The following is a 17,876-nucleotide window of genomic DNA, read 5'->3' as shown; positions in this document are numbered from 1 at the left end:
TCCGCCGCTGCCTTCGGCGCCGGCGCGGGCTCGGCCGCCTTCGGGGCGGGCGCGGGCTCGGCCGGGGCTGCCGCGGCCTTCGGGGCCTCGGCAACGACCGCGGGCACAGGCGCGGGCTTCGAAGCCTCGACCGGCGGCGCGGGCGCCACCTCCACGGGCTTCGGCGCGGGCGCCTCCGGGGCCTTCTCGACGGCGACGGGCTTCGGGGGCTCCGCTGCCGCGACCGGGGCCGGAGCAGGGGGCGGCGCAGGCGGAGCAACCTCGCGCGCCTCCTTCGCTTCACGTTCCACCGGCTGGGCGGGCGCCGTCTGCGTCGCTGCGGGCTTCTCGGGAGCGGGCGCGGGAGCAGGCTTCGCCGCCTCGACGACCGGCGCCGGAGCTTGCGCGGTCCTCGGCGCGGGCGCCGTCGCTGTCGGGCTCGTCGGGGCGGGAGCGGCAGACGGAGCGGAGGCGCGCGCGGGCGGGATGTTGGGAGCGGCGGCACGGGCGGGTGTCGTCGTCGGCTCGGGGCCGGAGGTCTCGCCTTCGGTGCCCCGTGCACGGCGCTTCACGACCGTCGGACGGATCCGTTCCTCGACCACCTCGGGCGCCTTTTGCCGCTCCAGATGGCGCTTCACGCGCTCCACCACATCGCTCTCGACCGCGCTCATGTGGTTGCGCACGTCGCCGATACCCATGGACTGGAAGAGCGCGACCAGCGTCTTCTGATCCATGTTGAGCTGTTTAGCGACCTCGTACACCCGAACTTTGCTCATGCACCTCGCTCCAGTAACGACAAACCCGACTCACCCGTCCGCACGACGATCCTGACCGGACCGCGCCCCATCTTCATCGATCCCGCCGCCCGCATCCTTCGGCGTGGACCTTCCCGAGGACTGCTGCCCGGTATCACCGGGGCGCCTCGCATCATGGCGCTTGCGACCCGCCGCCGCACCCTCGAGCGGCGCCGCGACGAGCGCGGAGGCCGCTTGCACGGCCTCCCGGAGCGCCGCCGCGATCCGATCATCCTTGATCGCCACGACGGCGAGCCCTTCCGCGCGCTTCGACGACGCAGCGGCAGAGCACAACGTAGCCAAGACCTTCTTCGTCCCCCAGGCGACCGCGCGCCCCTCGGAGACCGCCCGGCGCACGGCCGAGAGCTCCGAGCCCGCAGCCGCGTCCGTCGCGACCACGATGAGATCCGCTTCCCCCCGTTCCTCGGCGCCCGTCACCGCGTCGGCCCCGAGCGCGATCTTCCGCGCCCGGGCTGCCGCGACCACGAGCCCCTGCGCCCGCCGATCCAGCGAGCGCACGATCGCTCGCGAAAGCGAGCCCGCGTCGAGCGGGACGAGCTTGCCCGACGACGTCGTCCCCGACGCCGTCGTCTCCTCGCCCGCCTGCTCGGACGCCTCGTCCCAGAGCAAGCTCACCTTGCCCTTCGCCGCGCGCGAGAGGCCCCGCTGCGCGGCCTTCTCCACGCACGATGGCCTCGGGTGCACGTGCGCGCCGCGGCCGAAGCCACCGCCCGCCGCGTCCACCGCGACCTCGCCGCTCGGACCGAGCACGAGACGGACGAGCACGGACGGAGCCGACCCGGAGCGCGGGACTTCCACCCGCTCTCCACAGCCGACACACGTGCGCACCCGCGACGAACCTTCCCGGTCCGTCTGCGGCGTCGCTCGTTCTGCGTCTGTCCGTGCTTCCACCATCATCCGTTTCGTTCTCTGGGTGCGGCGCGTCCACGAAGGGACGGCCGCGCCCTCTTACGCCTGCTTTGTCGAAGCCGCCACTGCGGCGCGTCTCGCGTCTGCGCGGCCCGCCTCGAGCACCTTCTGCTCGCTCTCCACGAAGTCACGCGCCCCCTGCCGGATGGCCCGCGCCTTCTTGATGCCGAGGCCGGTCCGGATCGCCAGCCGGTCCTCGTCCTCGCGGAGAATGTCCTCCACGGTCTTGTAGCCCGCCTCTTCGAGAAGGCCCACGGTCCGATCGCCGACGCCCCGGATGAACATCAAGCGCTCGCGATCCGTGAGCGCCTCCGTCCGCTGGCTCGCGGCCCGGATACGCTCCTGACGCAGCCGCTCCATGGTCGTGTCGGCCTGCGTCTTGATCCGCTCGGCCACCTCGGCGCCGCCGAGCCCGGGGATCGCCGCGAGCTCCTCCACGGCCGCCTCGCTGACCTCCTCGAGCGCCCGGAAGCCGAGCCGGTACATCGACTTCGCGATCGACTCGGACACGCCGTCGATCTGCTGGAGCGCGTGGATCGCCTCCTCCTCCATCTGCTTGAACTTGGACTCGCTGATGATGTCGAGCTTCCAGTTCGTGAGCTGCGCGGCGAGCCGGACGTTCTGGCCCTTCCTGCCGATCGCGAGCGAGAGCTTCTCGTCCGGCACGACGAGCTCCATGCGCCCGTCCGCCTCGTCGACGATGACCTTGTGCACCTCGGCCGGCTGGATCGCGGCGATGACGTACCGCGCCGGATCACGATCGAACGGCACGATGTCGATCTTCTCTCCGCGCAGCTCCTGCACGACCGCCTGCACGCGCGAGCCCTTCATGCCGACACACGCGCCCACCGGATCGACGTCCGCATCGCGCGAGGTCACCGCGATCTTCGAGCGCGCGCCCGGCTCACGGGCGACCGAAACGATGCGCACGATGCCCTCGTAGATCTCGGGCACCTCGGCCTCGAAGAGTTTTTCCACGAGGCGCGGATCGGACCGAGACAAGATCACCTGCGGCCCACGCGCCTCGCGATCGATGTCCTTCACGTAGGCAACGATGCGATCACCCGGCCGGTACGTCTCGCGCGGCGTCTGCTCGCGGAACGGCAGGATCCCTTCGGTCTTGCCGATGTCGACGATGATGTTGTTGCCCTTCTCGAAGCGGCGAACGATGCCCCGGATGAGCTCGCCCTTCCGGTCCTTGTACTCGTTGAAGATGAGGTCGCGCTCGGCGTCGCGGACGCGCTGCAGGAGCACCTGCTTCGCCGTCTGCGCGGCGATGCGGCCGAACGTCGTGCGCCCGGCCTTGAGCTTCAGGATGTCCCCGAACTCCTTGTCCTGCTCGCGCGCCTTCTCCGCGTCCTCGGGGCGCCAGAAGACCTGAAAGCCGAGCTCCTCGCCGAGCGTCGCGTCGAGCTTGTGCTTCTCCACGTCGGCGAGCGAAATCTCGCGCTCGGGCTCGGCCACGTCCTCGACGACGGTCATGTACTGGAAGAGGTCGACCTGGCCGCTGTCCTCGTTGAACCGCGCCTCGAGCTCGCGCGTCGGTCCGAAGACGCTCTGGGCTGCCTTCAAGATCGCCGCCTCGATCGTCTCGACGAGGATCTTCCGGTCGATGCCCTTCTCCTTCGCGACCTGCTCGAGGATCGCCCCGAGGCTCGTATCCACGGTGGGCGTCGCTCCCATCGTTGCCATGGCTGCTCGCTCTCCTGATCTCAACTACCGGTTACCGCTTTGCTTCGACTTGCCCGCACGCGCGCTCTTCTTCTGCTTCTTCGGCTGCGTCACGAGCTCGAACACGAGACGCGCCTCCACGACATCCGCGAAAGGCGCTTCGATCCGCTTGCCGTCGACGATGACGGCGATCTTGTCGTCCGGCGCCTCCGCGAGTTCGCCGCGCAGGAGGCTCTGGCCGTCGGGCGCCGGCCGAGAGAGCTTCACACGCGCCAATTTGCCGCGGAATCGCAGGAAATCCGAAAGGCTCTTCAAGCGCCGCTCGAGCCCGGGTGAGGACACCTCGAGGCTGTAGTGATGCGGGATCACGTCGTCCTCCGCGTCGAGCGCCGTCGAGACGTCCCGCGAGACGTCGGCGCAGTCCTCGAGCGATACGCCGCCGGCCGGATCCGACGAGTCCTGCAAACCCTCGCGCTCGATCGTCAGGCGCAAGGTCCACGTCCCCTGGTCGGTGAACCACTCGACGTCCACGAGCACCACGCCGTGGCTCGCAAGCACGGGGCCGACGGCCGCACGGATGCGATCGAAATCGATGGTCTTCTTGCTGGTTTGCTCGTTCGACGCTTGCTGCATGCCTGAGAGGACGGGCGCGAGGCCCCGCGCGGCGGAGGACCGTCTTCGCCCCGGGCGATCGCCGTGCGAAGGCCCACGCGAAAAAAAAAGAGCCGATTCCCAAACTTGGGAATCCGGCTCCGCGGATCCGCCTAGTTTTGTCGGGGTGACTCTAAACGAACCTGGGCGGATACGCAAGGGGGCATGGACGCCCACCGCGCATGAGCAAAAAGCCCAGGAAAATCCGCTGTGAAGCGGCCTTCCGGACGGGCAGGCGTGACCTCGCTAGGCGAGGTTCGGCAACGATACCACGTCCACGTGCAGGACCTCGTCGAACGCGGCGATTTCTTTCATGCAGGCATCACTCGGCCGTCCAGAGACGCGCATCTTCGTACACGTCGCGAGCGCGCCGTCGAAGACGGTGTTCGAGATCTCCTCGATGTTGATGCCGTGACGCTTGAGCACGCTCAGCGTGTTCGCCAAGACGCCCACCTTGTCGAGCATGCGAATCACGACCACGTAACGAGCAGGCGAGGTGGCGCAGATGTTCACCACGTTCGGCACGGTCTCCTCGGTCATGAAGGCGCGGATGATGCGCGCAGTCTCCATGGCGATCGCCCGCTGCGCCTGCTCGGTCGACGCGCCGATGTGCGGCGTCCCGTACACGATGCCCCGGCCGAAGATGCGCGGCTCGATCGTGCCCGTGCCGCGATCCGGCTCGTTCGGGAACACGTCGAGGCCGACGCGTAGTCCCTTCTTCGCGATCACGTCTTCGAGCGCCTCGTAGTCCATCACCTCGCTGCGCGCGGTGTTCACCACGATCGCCCCGTCCGGCAGTGCCTCGAGCACGCTGCGACCAACGATGCCGCGCGTCCGGCTGTCGAGCGGCAGATGAATCGTGAGCACGTGCGAACGCGCCGCGAGCTCCTCGAGGCTGCGGGCAAACCCGACGTCGAGCCGCTGCGCCTTGTTCTGCGAGAGCGAGCGCGACCAGGCATGCGGCTCGAGGCCGAAGCCACGCGCGCGATGCAAAACCTCGCGGCCGATGGCGCCGAGCCCCGCGACGCCGATGCGTCGACCGTAGAGCCCTTCTGCCTGCGCGTACCGCGTCTTCTCCCATTTGCCCGCGCGCAGATCCGTCGTCGCGTCGACGATGCGTCGATCGAGCGCGACCACGAGGCCCATCGTCAACTCGGCGACGGCGATCGCGTTCTTGCCGGGGCAGTTCGCGACGTACACGCCGCGCGCGCTCGCCGCGGCGACGTCGATCGTGTTCACACCGGCGCCCGCGCGCACGATGAGGTTGAGCTGGCGACCCGCCTCGATGGCGCGCGCCGTCACCTCGGTCGAACGAACGACGAGAATCCCGATGCCCTCGAGGGCCGCGGGTAACGTCTCTTTGGTAATCTCCGGGCGGGAAATGATCTCGACGCCCAGGATGCGGAGCTCCTCGAGCGCTTGGGTGTCCATCTTGTCGGCGATCAAGAGGCGCATGCGAGGGCGAACGGTAGCAGAAAAGGCAGCGCGGTTGTTCGTCCTCGTGGCGTCGATCGGTTTCGCGGGGTGCACCTCGGATCACCGGGTCTCACCGTGGGGAGGCGGAGAAATGCCCCCCATCACGGCGTTCGCGGCTCCGCCCGACATCGAGGTGAAGCTCTCCGCGATCGACGAGGAGACGAGAGCCCTCGGCCTGCAAAAGACGTCGGAGATCCGCGCCAAGCTGCCGCGCGGGGGCGGCGACGTGGTCGTCCGGGGCTACGAAGGTGTGGACATCCTCGGAAGAAAGTCCTTCGCCGTGCGCGCCGCCACGGTGCACGGCGTGGTGCTCGCCGTGGGCCCGCGCGACGCGGCCGATCACGCGACGGAGCTCGTGCCCGCGCTCGTTCCCGGCGCGAGCGGCGGCTACGAGGACGGCGCGTTTCGCGCGCTCACGGATCTCAACGGAGATGAGATGCTCGACGTGGTGCTGCGAGGCAGCGGCGGCACGCTTGAGGTGCACCGGATCTTCCCGACGGGATCGGCGCAGTACGACGTCGAGATGACGCTCGCTCCGACGCAGGTCGCGGACATCGACGAGGACGGGCACCTCGATCTCGTGGGACGCGTGGTCGTGCCGGAGGACGATCCGATCCGGCCCGCGTTCCTCGAAGTCGCGACCTTCGCGGCCGGGCGATATCGCGCGCGCTCGGAGTCCGCGATCGCCTTTCACGCGCGCCGCGCCGACGCACCGCTGCGGACGCCGAAGGAGAAGGGCACGCCGGTCGACGACGTGACGCGCGTCCGGCGCGCGCTGGAGCAAGCATGGCACGCGATCCACGCAGGTCGCGCGCGCGCGGCCACCATGGAGGCGCTCGAGAAGGAGCCGGTCCCGGCATCGCTCCGTGCGCCGTTCGACGCACATGTCGCGCGGATCCGATCGGCCCTTCCCACGCAGCGCTAGAAGTCGGTCGCGCGCAGCGGGATCTGCGGCATGGGGAACGCCTGCTGGAACGTGACGACGAACTGGCCGGGCCACGGGCCCTCGGGGGCGAACTCGCGCGTCAGGGGAAACCCCCAGTCGACACGCATGACGGAGCGATCGAGCTGCGGGAAGACGGCGCGCAAGCCCACGCCGACCGAGTGCTTCATGCGCATCTCCTCGAAGCCGTCGAACGCGTCGCCGGCGTCGAAGAACGCGACGGGGCCGAGCTGGAACGAGAAGAGCTGAAAAGGACGCGCGCGGAACTCGAGGTTGTACGTGAGCACGTCCGAGCCGATGTACGCGAGCGTCGTGTAGCCGCGCAGCCGCGTGTCGCCGCCGAGCACGGAGCGCCGGTTCATGTAGTTGCGGAAGCGACGGAGGATGCGGGCGTCGAGGACGAGCCGGCCGATGCCCGTGCGCGGGGTCTGGATGCGCGCGCCGGCTTCGAGCGAGGCGTCGGCGATGCGCTCGGGCTCCATCTCGACGACGCCCTCGGCGAAGACGCGCGCGATGCCGTCCCCCATCGGCGCGGTGTAGCTCGCCGACGCCGTGGCGCCGAAGAAGTCGCGGCTCGATCCGATTCCGGCGAAGACGGGGTAGACACGCAGGAGGAGGTCGTGGCCGAGTCGGATGTCCTCCTGCAAGCCGAGCGTGTTGAAGTCGAGCACGCGCATGAAGCGCGTGGAGTAGGCGCGTATCTGGGCGAAGGGGCCGATGCGCGTGTCGCTGCGGGGCACGGCGAAGTCGACGAACTCGCGCGCGGCGTCGGGCGCATACCGAGAGAGGTCGTCCTGCCGGTAGACGCGGCGGCTCACCTCGGCGCCCACGCTGGCGTCGTATTTCGTGCGACGACCGAAGGATCGCGTGAGCGTGTACGAGCCCGCGATCACGTCGGCTCGGTAACGGAAAGGGATCGCGTCGTCCTGCTCGGTGGACTTCGCGTCGAAGGAGGCGAGCTGGCCGCCGACGTATCGACGATCGATCTCGTAACGCCACGCGATCTGCGCGATGTACGACCACTCGGCGCGGGTCGAGTAGAGAGGCTGGCCGTACTGAAACGAGCCGAAGGAGCCCTCGGGTTTGCCGCTCTCGCGGTTCCACACGACGTTGCCCTCGGCCTTGAAGAGGATGCGGCTGCCGCCGACGCGCGGGATCGAGTAGCGCGCGCCGAGGGCGTACGTCTCGGGCTGGAAGTACGCCTGCACGAGCGCGGAGTGGTGCGTGCCGAAGAGGTTCTCTTCGCTCGGCTGGACGAGCAGGTACTCGAGGCGGCCGGAGGCGAAGCGGTAGCCCAGGCCGACGCGCAAGCTCCAGACGTCCTTCGTGACGACGAGGAGCCGCACGCGATCGGGCTTGCTGCCGCGCGCAGCGAACACGAGGACGAGCGAGAACTGCGGGATGTTGCGGAGGTTTCGGCCGGTCTCGTCGGCGAGCTCCTGCTTGTACGGTTGCCCCGGCTCGAGGAGGACCTCGCGGCGGACGATGTACTTGCGCGTCGTGGCGTGGAAGATGTTGACGAAGTTCGGGACCGGATCGCGCTGCTCGATGACGTCGAGCGTGACGACGTCGACGGACTCGATGGTCTTGCCTTCGGGCGACTCGTCGATCGTCTTGCCCTGCGCCGCGAGGACCGCCTTGATCGTCTCGCGCTCGTACGGCGAGTACGCGGGCGGCGGCGGCGCTTCGTCGCTCTCCTCGGCCGCACCCGCGAGGGACGAGGAGAACGACGAAACGAAAAGCGCCGCGAGGGCTAGAGCCCGAGCTTGTCCGCGGGCGGATACGTCGCGACGACGTTCACCTTGTAGCGGACGTACTGGTGCGGGATCGTGGGCCAGTCGGGCTTCGGCATGGCGCGCTTGACGCAGCGGAGCAGCTCCTTCGCTTTGTCGCGCTTGATGCTCGACGACTTGCCGACGAAGAGGTTCGTCTTCTTCGTGCGGAAGTCCATCTCCAGCACGAAGCTCACGGTGGTCTGCGACTTTCCGGTGGGCGCGCACGCTGTGTTCTCGCGGATGGCGCGGGCGAGGCCGTCCTCGAAGAAGGTAACGTGATCGCACCGCTCCGGTGGAGTCTTGCCGGGCCCCGGGTTCTCGCAACGAATCGTGGTGAACGGAGAAAGGGTGACCGGCGGCGGGCCCGCGTCGACCACGAACACCGGGGCGCTCGCGTCGAGCGGGGTGCCCGCGTCCGCGACGGCCGCATCCGCCGAAGGGATCGAATCGGGCCGCGGACCGCGCCAGAGATAAAGCGGAACGGCGACGAGGATCATCCCCGCGACGAGCGCGAAGATGATCTGCATGCGCACGGGTCGCTCGCCCCCGCCGCGACCGAGGTAGCGGTAAGGGGACGGCTGCGACGGCGGGCTCGACGACAGCGGGGGCCTGATCATCGTCGGCCGAAGCTCTTCACCGGGAGGACACGGGGTTAATCGAGGAGGGTCCGGGCCGGTCGACCCGGCTCGCCCTTGACGATGGTGGCGGTGAGCTCGAGCGAATCCGGCAGCGTGCCTTGCACCTGGGAGAGGACTTGCTCGACGACGTGGCGGGCCTCTTCGAGGGAGTGGCCAACCATCGACACCACGAACTTGAGCGGCCCGGTGCGGCCGGCGACGACGGGCGTGAGGCTCAACATGAGCATCTCCGTCAGGTCGACGACGCGCTGGGCCGCCTTGCGCAGCGCGAGCATCTCGAGGATCGTGGGCCTCTCGCTCACCTGCCGGTTCGGGCCGCGCAGCTCGTAGCGCGCGACCTGCACGTTCACTTCGGCCCACTCGGCGAAGAGCCCGTCCTCGTCGATGGCCTTCATGAGGTGCTCGCGCACGAGCAAGCCCGTGAGGCCGTCGCGCTTCGCGAGATACTGGCGCGCGCGCTTGTGCGAGGGCGACTCGGGGCCGAAGCTCACGAGCTTCAGGCGGCACTCGCCGACCTGAACCTCGCCGTTGTGCATGAAGGTGATCTGGCTCTTGCGCTCGAAGCCGAACTCCGCGTAGCTGCCGTTCGTGCTGCCGAGGTCCTCGATCGTCCACGAACCCGACTGGCAGCGGAGCAGCGCATGCTGGCCGCTCACCGTCGCCTCGGGGATCACGAGGTCCTGATCGGCGCGACGGCCGAGGGTCATGATCGGTTTGTCGAGGGGCAGGATCTGCCCGACGATCTCCGGCGCGTTCGTCGCGTACGTGATGAGCAGCGACTGCGCGCCGGGCGTGAACGCGGCGGTCTGGGCGCGGCCCGGCGGCGGCCCTGGCTCGAGGCGCTCGCGCGGGAGCTGGATCGGGCTCGTCGTGAGCTGCGTCGGGTTGAAGAACCGAAGGTGACGCGCCTGGGGGCGCATCGTCGGGTCTTCGTTCATGCCGCGGAAGATCTGCTTGACCTCGTCGGTCGCGAGACCCGCGGGCACGTCGAACATGATCTGCTGGCGCATGGGCCGCGCGCGCGGCTTGTAGCCCGGCTCGGGGACGCGGCAGGTCCACATCTCCCAGAGCGTGAGCACCATGGCGTAGACGTCGTCGTCGACGCTGGCGCCGCCGTTGCGCAGGCGCTCGGGCGACATGTAGTTCGGCGTGCCGCCGTCCGGAGGCGCTCCGGGGCGACGCGCCGAAGCGCGGGCGCGCTCCTGCGCGAAGCCGAAATCGAGGATGACGGTGCGGCCTTCGCTCACCATCACGTTGCCCGGCGTGAGATCGCCGTGCACGAGCCCCTGCGCGTGGATGGCAGCGAGGCCGCTGCACACCTCCGACGCGATCTTCCGGAACTCGTCGGCGGTGTAGCCGCCTTGCGCTTTCTTCTTCCGGATGTGCGTGTGGAGGGTTTGTCCGGCGATCTTCTCCATCACGAGGATGGGCCCCCAGAGGCTCGGGGCGAGATCGAAGACCTTGCAAACGTTGGGATGGGCGACCGATCGCGCAAGCAAGAGCTCTTGCCGCAGCGCCTCGTCGTCGCCGGGCATGCGCGATTCCTCGCGCACGACCTTCAGCGCGACCTCTTGCTGCGTCGATCGGTCGAATGCGAGGAAGACCTCGCCCATGCCACCCTTGCCGAGGCTTTGTCGGATTTCGTATCGGTCGTTGATGACCGTTCCGGGAGTGATCGGGGGGGGAGGAGTTCTGTTGGTCACGACGAGAAGAGGGTCAGCCGCCTCGTTGCCCAGTGGGTCGGGACGGTGCTGGTTTCCCACAAGCGTCGTCCATCTCGGGCGAGAGCGCAACGAGTCCTTTTCAAGAACGAGTACCTTCCCGCGCGGACAAGCGTTTTCCGGGGTTTCGGGGTCGGTCCGGGCCCACCGCGCGGCCCGGGCGGCCCGTGGCCCCTCCCCTCGCGTCCCCCCTACCGCTGCTGTTTGTGGCCCCCCCGTGGTCGCCTCCCCACGCCCGAGAAGCCGGCGAGTGAGCGAGCGCTCCCGTCGATGAACCTCTTCTTGACTGCACGCTCGTTCATCGCCTACGCCGCCCCGTGCTGGCTCCGGGATGGAAATTCTGGGGTCCGCCAATCTCGAGCAGTGGGCGCGTTCGTGCGGCGAGTCGAGGCTCGCCGGGCGCACGCGCCGGACAACAGGGAAGCCGGTCCAACGCCGGCGCGGCCCCCGCCACTGTAGCCGGGGACGAAGGCGGAAGATCCACTGCGCGGAGAGCTCTTCCCTGGTGCGAGCCGGGGAGGCGCGAACGCGCGGGAAGGTCCGCCCGAGGACGATCCGGGAGCCAGGAAACCTGCTGCGTCGAGGCCCGACCGCGGCCTCCGGGGTGGAGCATGCGGCGCGGGGGCCCTCGCGTCCGCGTCTCTCCGTCCATGCCCACGCCGGCGCCGCTCTTCGGCGGGATCACTCGATCCCGTCCACGAGACCCGAGGGCGCGGGTGTGTCGCCCATGCGGAGACGAACATGAACGACGAATCGAAACGCTGGAAGAGCGCGCGGCTCGCGCTCGCCCTCGCGATCGGCGCGAGCTTGATGATGGTCGCGTGCAGCGACGACTCGAACGGAAGCGGCGGCAACGGCGGCAACGGCGGCAGCGGCGGTAGCGGCGGCAGCGGTGGTAGCGGCGGCGCCGGAGGCGGCGGCGGCAGCGCGTGCCTCGACGCTTCAACGTACGCGGATCTCTTCACCGTGAAGGACGCCGCGTTCTGCGTCGTCGGGCTGTACGAATCCGACGCGGTCGTCGGTCTGCCCTCGACGTGGGGCAGGCACGGCGGCCCTGTCGCGGTGAGCGCCGCGCCCGCGCCCGGCTCCGTGACGATCGAGCGCCTCACGCCGCCCGAGGGCGCCACGGGCAAGCTCACGATCACGAAGGCCGACGTCGACACGAAGATCCCGGCGATGACGTTCCTTGGTGCTCAAGCGATCGACCTGCCGTTCTTCGGCTGGACGGTCGTCTCGTACACGGCCTCCGATCTCACGGGCGAGATCATCCTGCTCGACGACACGACCGTCGCGACGCGTTACCCGGTGAACGGGTTCTATGCGGGCGTCGGCTTGGGCGACGAGACGCTCGGGCGCCTGATCTACACGGGGATCTCGGCCGTGAACGACGCCGCGACGAAGACGAACGCCCTCTACGCGGCTGACGCCTGCGGCACCGCGGCGTCGATGCCGCGGCTCGTGCCCGATGGCGACATGACGTGCAGCGCGCCGGCGGCGGTCGACATTTTCGGCGTCGCGTCCGGTCCCCTCGCCGCGGATCGCGCGGGCAACGTGTTCGTCGTGATGTCGGAGGCGAGCGGGGATCAAGACGCGCGCGGCTACGCGGCGGAGAAGGTCGCGCGAGGCGCGGCACCCACCGCCGGCGCGTCGCTCTTCACGCTGCCGGGCTACGCGGGCAGCCTCGCCGCGATCGCGCCCGGATCCGACGACGCCGGCGTGCTCGCGTTCCAGCCCATCGATGGGACGACGTTCGATGCGCTCGACGTCGTCGCGCAGCGTTACCGCGTGCAAAGCGGGGCCGTCGTCGCGGAGGGCACGCCGGGCGTGCTCCTCTCGGCGGCCACGGCCGGCACGTCGCTCCCCTTCTTCACGGACGACGAAGATCGGATCTGGGTGGTCGGTCAACGCGGAAGCGACACCACGGTCCTCGCGGTCGTGGCTCGCGTTCCCTGATCCCCTGCGAATCCCGTTTCATGTGGTAGCCCGGGAGACCATGCGGCCGAACGCCGGCCGGGTGGTCTCTCGGGATCCGCATGCCGGGGGATGTATCTCCGCGACAGGGCGTGATAATCGAGGCATGACGGGGTTCCCCCATGGGAGGCGCCATGAACTTCCTCGAGCCCGACACCGATCGCGTCGTCCGCGTGAGCATCGACGCCTTTCTCGAGGGAAGGCTGCGCCCCGACGTGTCTGGCGATCGGGTCTTCGAGACGAAGAACAGCCGGTATCGCCTGAAGGCCGGCAAGCTCGTGGCCGCGACGTCGTCGCAGCTCGTGGGCTCGGAGCTCGTCGGGTGGCTCGTCGACGAGGAGTCCGACAAGGCGCGTGTCTTGCCGCGCTGGTCGCCCGGCGCGCGCGCGGTCTTGCTCGTCAAGCGCCTCGGCCGGCACATCGTGGTCACCTCGGCGACGCTCATGATGGAGGTCGACGGCGTGCTCGTGGAGGGCTCCGACACGCGCCCGCTGTCCTCGGGCAAGGTGAGCACGCCCGCGATGCTCGCCGTGACTCCGCCTTCCGCGCAGGTCCCGATGATCCCCAAGGCCGCGCCCATGCCAAGCGGCATCGGGATGGCGATCCCGCTCCCCGACCTCACGGCGGCCGACGCGCCGGCTTCCGCGCCGCGCGCGCCCATCAACCCTTCGACGCCCCCGCCGGGCCCGGGTCCTGCATCGGGGCAGGTCGTTCCGTCGACGCCGACGCCCCCTGGACGAACTTCCCTCGGCTGATCACCCGGGCCCCTCGCACCGGGGCGAATGGTCAGCACAATTGACACAAGAGCGCGCGACCGGCAGACTTTTCGCGCAACCGGAGCGTGCCTTAGGGGGCCGCCGCTCGCCGAGGATCCAAAACCCGATGGCCCAGGTTCCACATATGGGCGCGTCCCGACAAGACCAGCAGGCGGAGGGCGTCGATGACCCGAGGGGGGCCGCGCCGGATCCCCTCATCGGGATGACCATCGGCGGTCGCTTCAAGATCGTCGGCGTCATCGCCCGCGGCGGCATGGGCAAGGTGTACCGGGCCGAGCAAGCGCCGCTCGGACGCATCTGCGCCCTCAAGGTCCTCTCCCCGAAGTACGAGGGCGACCGCGATCCGGAGTTCCACAAGCGCTTCTTCCTCGAAGCGTCGATCGCCGCGAAGCTCACGCACCCGAACACCGTCACCGTGTTCGATTACGGGCAGAGCGACGACATCTATTACATCGCGATGGAGTTCGTCGACGGCAAGACGCTCCACCGCGTGCTGCGCGAAGAAGGCCCGTTCCCCGAGGGCCGCACGTGTCACGTCGCCCGGCAGATCTGCCGCTCGCTGCGCGAGGCGCACCAGATCGGCGTCGTGCACCGCGACCTCAAGCCGGGCAACGTGCTCCTGACACAACACGGCGACGAACGGGACAACGTGAAGGTCCTCGACTTCGGCCTCGTCAAGGACGTGACCGGCGAGGCGGAGGATCTCACGCAGCAAGGCCTGTTCATGGGCTCGCCGAAGTACATGGCGCCCGAGCAGATCGTGGGCGCGGAGGTCTCGGGCCGCACCGACATCTACTCGCTCGGCGTGATGCTCTACGAGATGCTCTGCGGCAAGGTGCCCTTCGACAAGGGCCCCGGCGTCGGCACGCTCATGGCGCACGTGAACGACCCGCCGCCGCCGATGATCCATTACAACCCGAACCTCGCGATCTCCGAGGAGATGGAGGCGATCGTCCTCCGCTGTCTCGAGAAGGATCCGCAGCGTCGCTTCGGGACCATGGACGAACTGCTGAGCGCGCTGAAGCGTTGCGGCGGCGGCGCCGAAGAGATGATGACGGGGCCGTACCAGGCCTACGCGCACTCCGGCGCGTTCCACCGGCCGCGAAGCTTCGACAGCCTCCCGCCCGGCGACACGACCGGCCTCTCGGGCCCGCTGCGCAGGCTTTCAAGTCCGCCCGGCGACAGCGGCCCTTCGACGTCGCTCTCGCTCTCCGGCGCGCGTCCCGCGGCGCTCGGCTTCAGCGGCCCGAACACGCTCAGCGATCCGCTCACGGCCTCGCAGCCGATGCCCCTGCCCGACCCCGACGCGCTCGCCGGCCAGAGCGGCAAACGTCGGTTCATGTTGATCACGGGCGTCCTCGTGCTCGGCTTCGTGGGCATCATCATCACGCTCACGCAGACCCGCGGCTCCGGCGACCCGACGGCGGGCAGCGCCTCGCCCGCGACGACGCCGCCGCCCACGCCCACGCAGACCACGCCGCAGGCGCCTGCGCGTCCGGGCGATCGCGTCGTGCACATCGAGAGTGATCCTTCCGGCGCGAGCGTCATGGAGGGCAACGAGACGCTCTGCGGCGGCACGCCCTGCGACGTGACGTTCCGCGGCGCCGGCGCCGCGGCCGACGTCGTGCACAGCCTCACGCTGTCGAAGAAGGGCTACCAGTCGAAGACCATCAAAGTCACGGTCGTCGAGGAGAAGGTGAAGGTCACGCTCGACGCCGCCGCGGGCGGCGTGCGCACCGCGCCTGCCACGACGAAGACCGGCGGCAACAAGGATCCGAACTACAAGCCGGATCCTTACAAAGGCAATCCATACTGACGCGCGCCGTCCGCCGAAATGGCGGTGAGGGCGGTTGAATGCTCGTGTAGAGTGCGGTTTGCCCCCGAGGAACCGCCATGTCGTCCGAGCCCTCATCCGCCCACCGTGACGCGCCCTCTTCCTCCACGGAGCCACGACGCACGCGCTCGACGCGCGCGCTCGTCGCGCTCGCCCTCGCCTTCGCCACGGCCCTCGCCGCGGGCCCCGCGATGGCCGACGCGCGCACCGAGGCGAGGCGGCACTTCCGCGCGGGCATGGAGCTCATCAGCAAGGGCAACTATCCCGAGGGCATCAAGGAGCTCGAGCGCGCGCAGGAGATCCTTCCGCACCCGAACGTCCTCTTCAACATCGCCCGCGCGCACGCCGAGGCCGGCAACCTCGAGCAGGCCATCAACGCGTACAAGCAGTACGTCGCGTCCGATCCGCCCGACCGCGCCGAGGCCGCGCAGGTCCTGAAGCAGCTCGAAGAGAAGCTCGCGCTGCAGCGCGCCGAGCAAACGAAGAACACCGAGCCGCCGAAGACGAACGAGGGCGACACCAAACCGAGCGACGCGAAGCCCGGTGACACCACGCCCGGTGATACCAAGCCCGGCGACACCAAACCGGGCGATACGAAGCCCGGCGACACCAAGCTCGGCGATACGAAGCCCGGCGATACCAAGCCCGGCGACACCACGTCCGGCGACGGCCAGGCGCAGGCCGACGTCAACAAGATCGTCGGCAAGGCGCGCGACGAGGACGTCTACCGCGAGACGGTCATCACGGCCTCGCGTGGCGCCCAGAGCCCGCTCGACTCGCCGAACTCGACCACGATCATCACGCGGCAGGACATCCGCCTCTCGGGCATCACGCGTATCCCCGAGCTCTTGCGTCGCGTGCCCGGCATGGACGTCATGCAAATCACGGGCGGCGACACGAACGTCTCGATGCGCGGCTTCAACAGCCGCCTCGCGAACAAGCTGCTCGTGCTCATCAACGGGCAGCGGCCCGCGTACCTCGACATCCTCGGCGCGACGTTCTGGGAGACGCTCTCGATCGACGTCGATCAGATCGAGCGCATCGAGGTCGTGCGTGGCCCGGGCTCCGCGCTCTACGGCGCGAACGCGTTCGCCGGCGTCGTCAACATCATCACGATCGCGCCGGGCGAGGGACGCACGGGCTTCCGCGTGGGATACGGCGACAGCGGCCAGGGCTACGGTTCGGCGTGGGCTACGGGGCGCGACGGCGACCTCGGGTATCGCGCGTCGGTCGGTTACACCCGGTATTCACGCTGGACCCGCGAGGTGCAGGACGGACGAAAGGACATCGTGGTCTTCGATCCGAACCAGAACCTCGGCGCGGAGAACCTGCGTGTCGACATCCGCCTCGCGCAGCGCTTCAAGAACAACCGCGAGCTCCAGATCGGCGGCGGCTTCGCGCGCAGCGACATCGACGTCTACGGCATCGGCCCGTTCAACGACTACCGCGCCCGCTTCGACAACTCCGACATCACCGCGCTCTTCAAGACCGAGAACTTTTCCGCGCGCGTCTTTTACGCCCGCGTCGCCGCGCAGACCTCGTCGAACCACGACTACTACGGCCACACGCTCTTCCCGAGCCAGGCGAACCAGAACGTCGTCGACGCCGAGCTCAACTTCTTCAAGGACGTCACGTGGCCGAAGTCGGTCGAGCACAGCCTCCGCGCCGGCGCCGCGTACCGCTTGAAGTCGATCACCTGGACGTACCTGCAGGACGACACGCCGATCGAGAACTGGGGCTCGCTCTTCCTCCAGGACACGCTGCACTTCGGCAAGAGCGTGCAGCTCGTCGTCTCGGGCCGCGCCGACTACGTGCCCTACCTCGGGACCGTGAAGGTCTCGCCGCGCGGCTCGCTCATCTTCAAGCCGACCGATCTCCAGTCGATCCGCGTGAGCGGCTCGACCGCGTTCCGCAACACGACCTTCCTCGAGTCGTACCTCGATCTGCCGATCCAGCTTCAGCTCCCGGGCGTCGAGCTGATCTCGGCGTCGCAGCGCTACGAGGACACGGCCTTCCGGCTCCGGCCCGAGAGCATCATCACGGCCGAGGCGAGCTACCTGAACCAGATGAGTGATCGCTTCGAGTTCGAAGCGACCGCCTATTACAACCGCATCTCGGATCTGATCGCGCTCGCCGGCGAGCGGCCGCTCACGCTGGCGAACCGCGCCGACGGGCTCGGCGGGCTCAACCCGGAGACGGGCCGCTACACGGTCGGCTTCGGCGGGTGGCTGAACCGCTGCGACATCCAGAACGTGTTCGGCGGCGAGGTCGGCACGCGCCTCTACCCGATCGAGGGCCTCGACATCTTCGCGAACTACGCGCTGAACATTTCCTCGCAGGAGCTGCCCGACGGCTGCTCGGCGCCGACGGACCAGCGCACGAGCCGGCACAAGATCAACGCCGGCGTCCAGCTCCGCACGAAGCCCGGCATCGACGGCGAGATCACCTTCCACTACCAGTCGGCGCAGACGTGGGCCGAGCAGGTCGCCACGCTCTCGGGCATCCAGGTGCAGACCTTCGACATCCCCGGCTACGCCCTCCTGAACGGGCGCGTCGGGTGGCGCTTCCCGATCGCCAGCACGACCGGCGAGGTCTCGCTCGTCGTGTACAACGCGCTCGGGGGCCTCGTCGACGAAGCGCCGCAGATGCACCCCTTCGGCAACCGCGTCGGTCGCCGCATCATGGGCTTCTTCCAGCACACGCTGTAGAGGTTTCGC

12 protein-coding genes and 1 riboswitch are annotated in these 17,876 nt (G+C 69.1%); of the genes, 5 read left to right on the top strand and 7 right to left on the bottom strand.

The window, feature by feature from the left end; genetic code table 11:
* The 5 genes from QHF83_RS34370 to QHF83_RS34350 form a co-directional block, all read right to left on the bottom strand.
* Positions 1-755, bottom strand: a 755-nt coding sequence (locus QHF83_RS34370) for a translation initiation factor IF-2 N-terminal domain-containing protein (protein ID WP_282422249.1), incomplete at its 3' end; no start/stop codon positions are given.
* A gap of 30 nt (positions 756-785) precedes the next feature.
* Positions 786-1,688, bottom strand: coding sequence for a YlxR family protein (locus tag QHF83_RS34365; RefSeq protein WP_282422250.1), 903 nt, complete (start codon positions 1,686-1,688; stop codon positions 786-788).
* A 54-nt stretch (positions 1,689-1,742) separates the two neighbouring features.
* Complete coding sequence (gene nusA, locus QHF83_RS34360) at positions 1,743-3,395, bottom strand: transcription termination factor NusA (RefSeq protein ID WP_282422248.1); 1,653 nt, start codon at positions 3,393-3,395, stop codon at positions 1,743-1,745.
* 24 nt (positions 3,396-3,419) lie between these two features.
* A complete protein-coding gene (gene rimP, locus QHF83_RS34355; RefSeq protein ID WP_282422247.1) occupies positions 3,420-4,007 on the bottom strand; it encodes a ribosome maturation factor RimP in 588 nt (195 codons plus the stop codon).
* Positions 4,008-4,271: 264 nt separating this feature from the next.
* Positions 4,272-5,480 carry an NAD(P)-dependent oxidoreductase gene (locus QHF83_RS34350; protein WP_282422246.1) on the bottom strand — a complete coding sequence of 403 codons (1,209 nt, stop codon included), beginning with the start codon at positions 5,478-5,480 and terminating at the stop codon, positions 4,272-4,274.
* Between the two features lie 112 nt (positions 5,481-5,592).
* On the opposite strand from QHF83_RS34350, the gene QHF83_RS34345 reads away from it, so the two are divergent.
* Entirely contained in the window at positions 5,593-6,426 is an 834-nt protein-coding gene (locus tag QHF83_RS34345; RefSeq protein WP_282422245.1) for a VCBS repeat-containing protein, read from the top strand.
* A gap of 1,771 nt (positions 6,427-8,197) precedes the next feature.
* Here the strand turns inward: QHF83_RS34345 and QHF83_RS34340 are convergent.
* Both QHF83_RS34340 and QHF83_RS34335 read right to left on the bottom strand, forming a co-directional pair.
* Positions 8,198-8,836 (bottom strand): hypothetical protein, encoded by a 639-nt coding sequence (locus tag QHF83_RS34340; protein WP_282422244.1) that lies wholly within the window; start codon positions 8,834-8,836, stop codon positions 8,198-8,200.
* Between the two features lie 35 nt (positions 8,837-8,871).
* A complete protein-coding gene (locus QHF83_RS34335) occupies positions 8,872-10,560 on the bottom strand; it encodes an FHA domain-containing serine/threonine-protein kinase (protein WP_282422243.1) in 1,689 nt (562 codons plus the stop codon).
* 432 nt (positions 10,561-10,992) lie between these two features.
* Positions 10,993-11,151: riboswitch (cobalamin riboswitch) on the top strand.
* Positions 11,152-11,319: 168 nt separating this feature from the next.
* Here QHF83_RS34335 and QHF83_RS34330 point away from each other — a divergent pair.
* The 4 genes from QHF83_RS34330 (at position 11,320) to QHF83_RS34315 (ending at position 17,867) form a co-directional block, all read left to right on the top strand.
* Entirely contained in the window at positions 11,320-12,531 is a 1,212-nt protein-coding gene (locus QHF83_RS34330; RefSeq protein ID WP_282422242.1) for a hypothetical protein, read from the top strand.
* Between the two features lie 152 nt (positions 12,532-12,683).
* Positions 12,684-13,304, top strand: a complete 621-nt coding sequence (locus QHF83_RS34325; RefSeq protein WP_282422241.1) for a hypothetical protein — start codon at positions 12,684-12,686, stop codon at positions 13,302-13,304.
* Positions 13,305-13,449: 145 nt separating this feature from the next.
* Positions 13,450-15,141, top strand: a complete 1,692-nt coding sequence (locus QHF83_RS34320; protein ID WP_282422240.1) for a serine/threonine-protein kinase — start codon at positions 13,450-13,452, stop codon at positions 15,139-15,141.
* Positions 15,142-15,218: 77 nt separating this feature from the next.
* Entirely contained in the window at positions 15,219-17,867 is a 2,649-nt protein-coding gene (locus QHF83_RS34315; protein ID WP_282422239.1) for a TonB-dependent receptor, read from the top strand.
* The last annotated feature ends 9 nt before the right edge of the window (positions 17,868-17,876 follow it).

It is taken from the genome of Polyangium sp. 15x6 (genome assembly GCF_029960785.1).
Taxonomy (GTDB): Bacteria; Myxococcota_A; Polyangia; order Polyangiales; family Polyangiaceae; genus Polyangium.
This window is presented reverse-complemented; position numbering and strand designations above follow the sequence as displayed.

Bases quoted from the DNA above. Each gene is read 5' to 3' on its own strand.
- QHF83_RS34315 (WP_282422239.1), top strand. From the start codon at position 15,219: ATGTCGTCCGAGCCCTCATCCGCCCACCGTGACGCGCCCTCTTCCTCC.
- QHF83_RS34345 (WP_282422245.1), top strand. From the start codon at position 5,593: ATGCCCCCCATCACGGCGTTCGCGGCTCCGCCCGACATCGAGGTGAAG.
- QHF83_RS34350 (WP_282422246.1), bottom strand. From the start codon at position 5,480: ATGCGCCTCTTGATCGCCGACAAGATGGACACCCAAGCGCTCGAGGAG.
- nusA (WP_282422248.1), bottom strand. From the start codon at position 3,395: ATGGCAACGATGGGAGCGACGCCCACCGTGGATACGAGCCTCGGGGCG.
- QHF83_RS34325 (WP_282422241.1), top strand. From the start codon at position 12,684: ATGAACTTCCTCGAGCCCGACACCGATCGCGTCGTCCGCGTGAGCATC.
- QHF83_RS34330 (WP_282422242.1), top strand. From the start codon at position 11,320: ATGAACGACGAATCGAAACGCTGGAAGAGCGCGCGGCTCGCGCTCGCC.
- QHF83_RS34320 (WP_282422240.1), top strand. From the start codon at position 13,450: ATGGGCGCGTCCCGACAAGACCAGCAGGCGGAGGGCGTCGATGACCCG.
- QHF83_RS34365 (WP_282422250.1), bottom strand. From the start codon at position 1,688: ATGGTGGAAGCACGGACAGACGCAGAACGAGCGACGCCGCAGACGGAC.
- QHF83_RS34340 (WP_282422244.1), bottom strand. From the start codon at position 8,836: ATGATCAGGCCCCCGCTGTCGTCGAGCCCGCCGTCGCAGCCGTCCCCT.
- rimP (WP_282422247.1), bottom strand. From the start codon at position 4,007: ATGCAGCAAGCGTCGAACGAGCAAACCAGCAAGAAGACCATCGATTTC.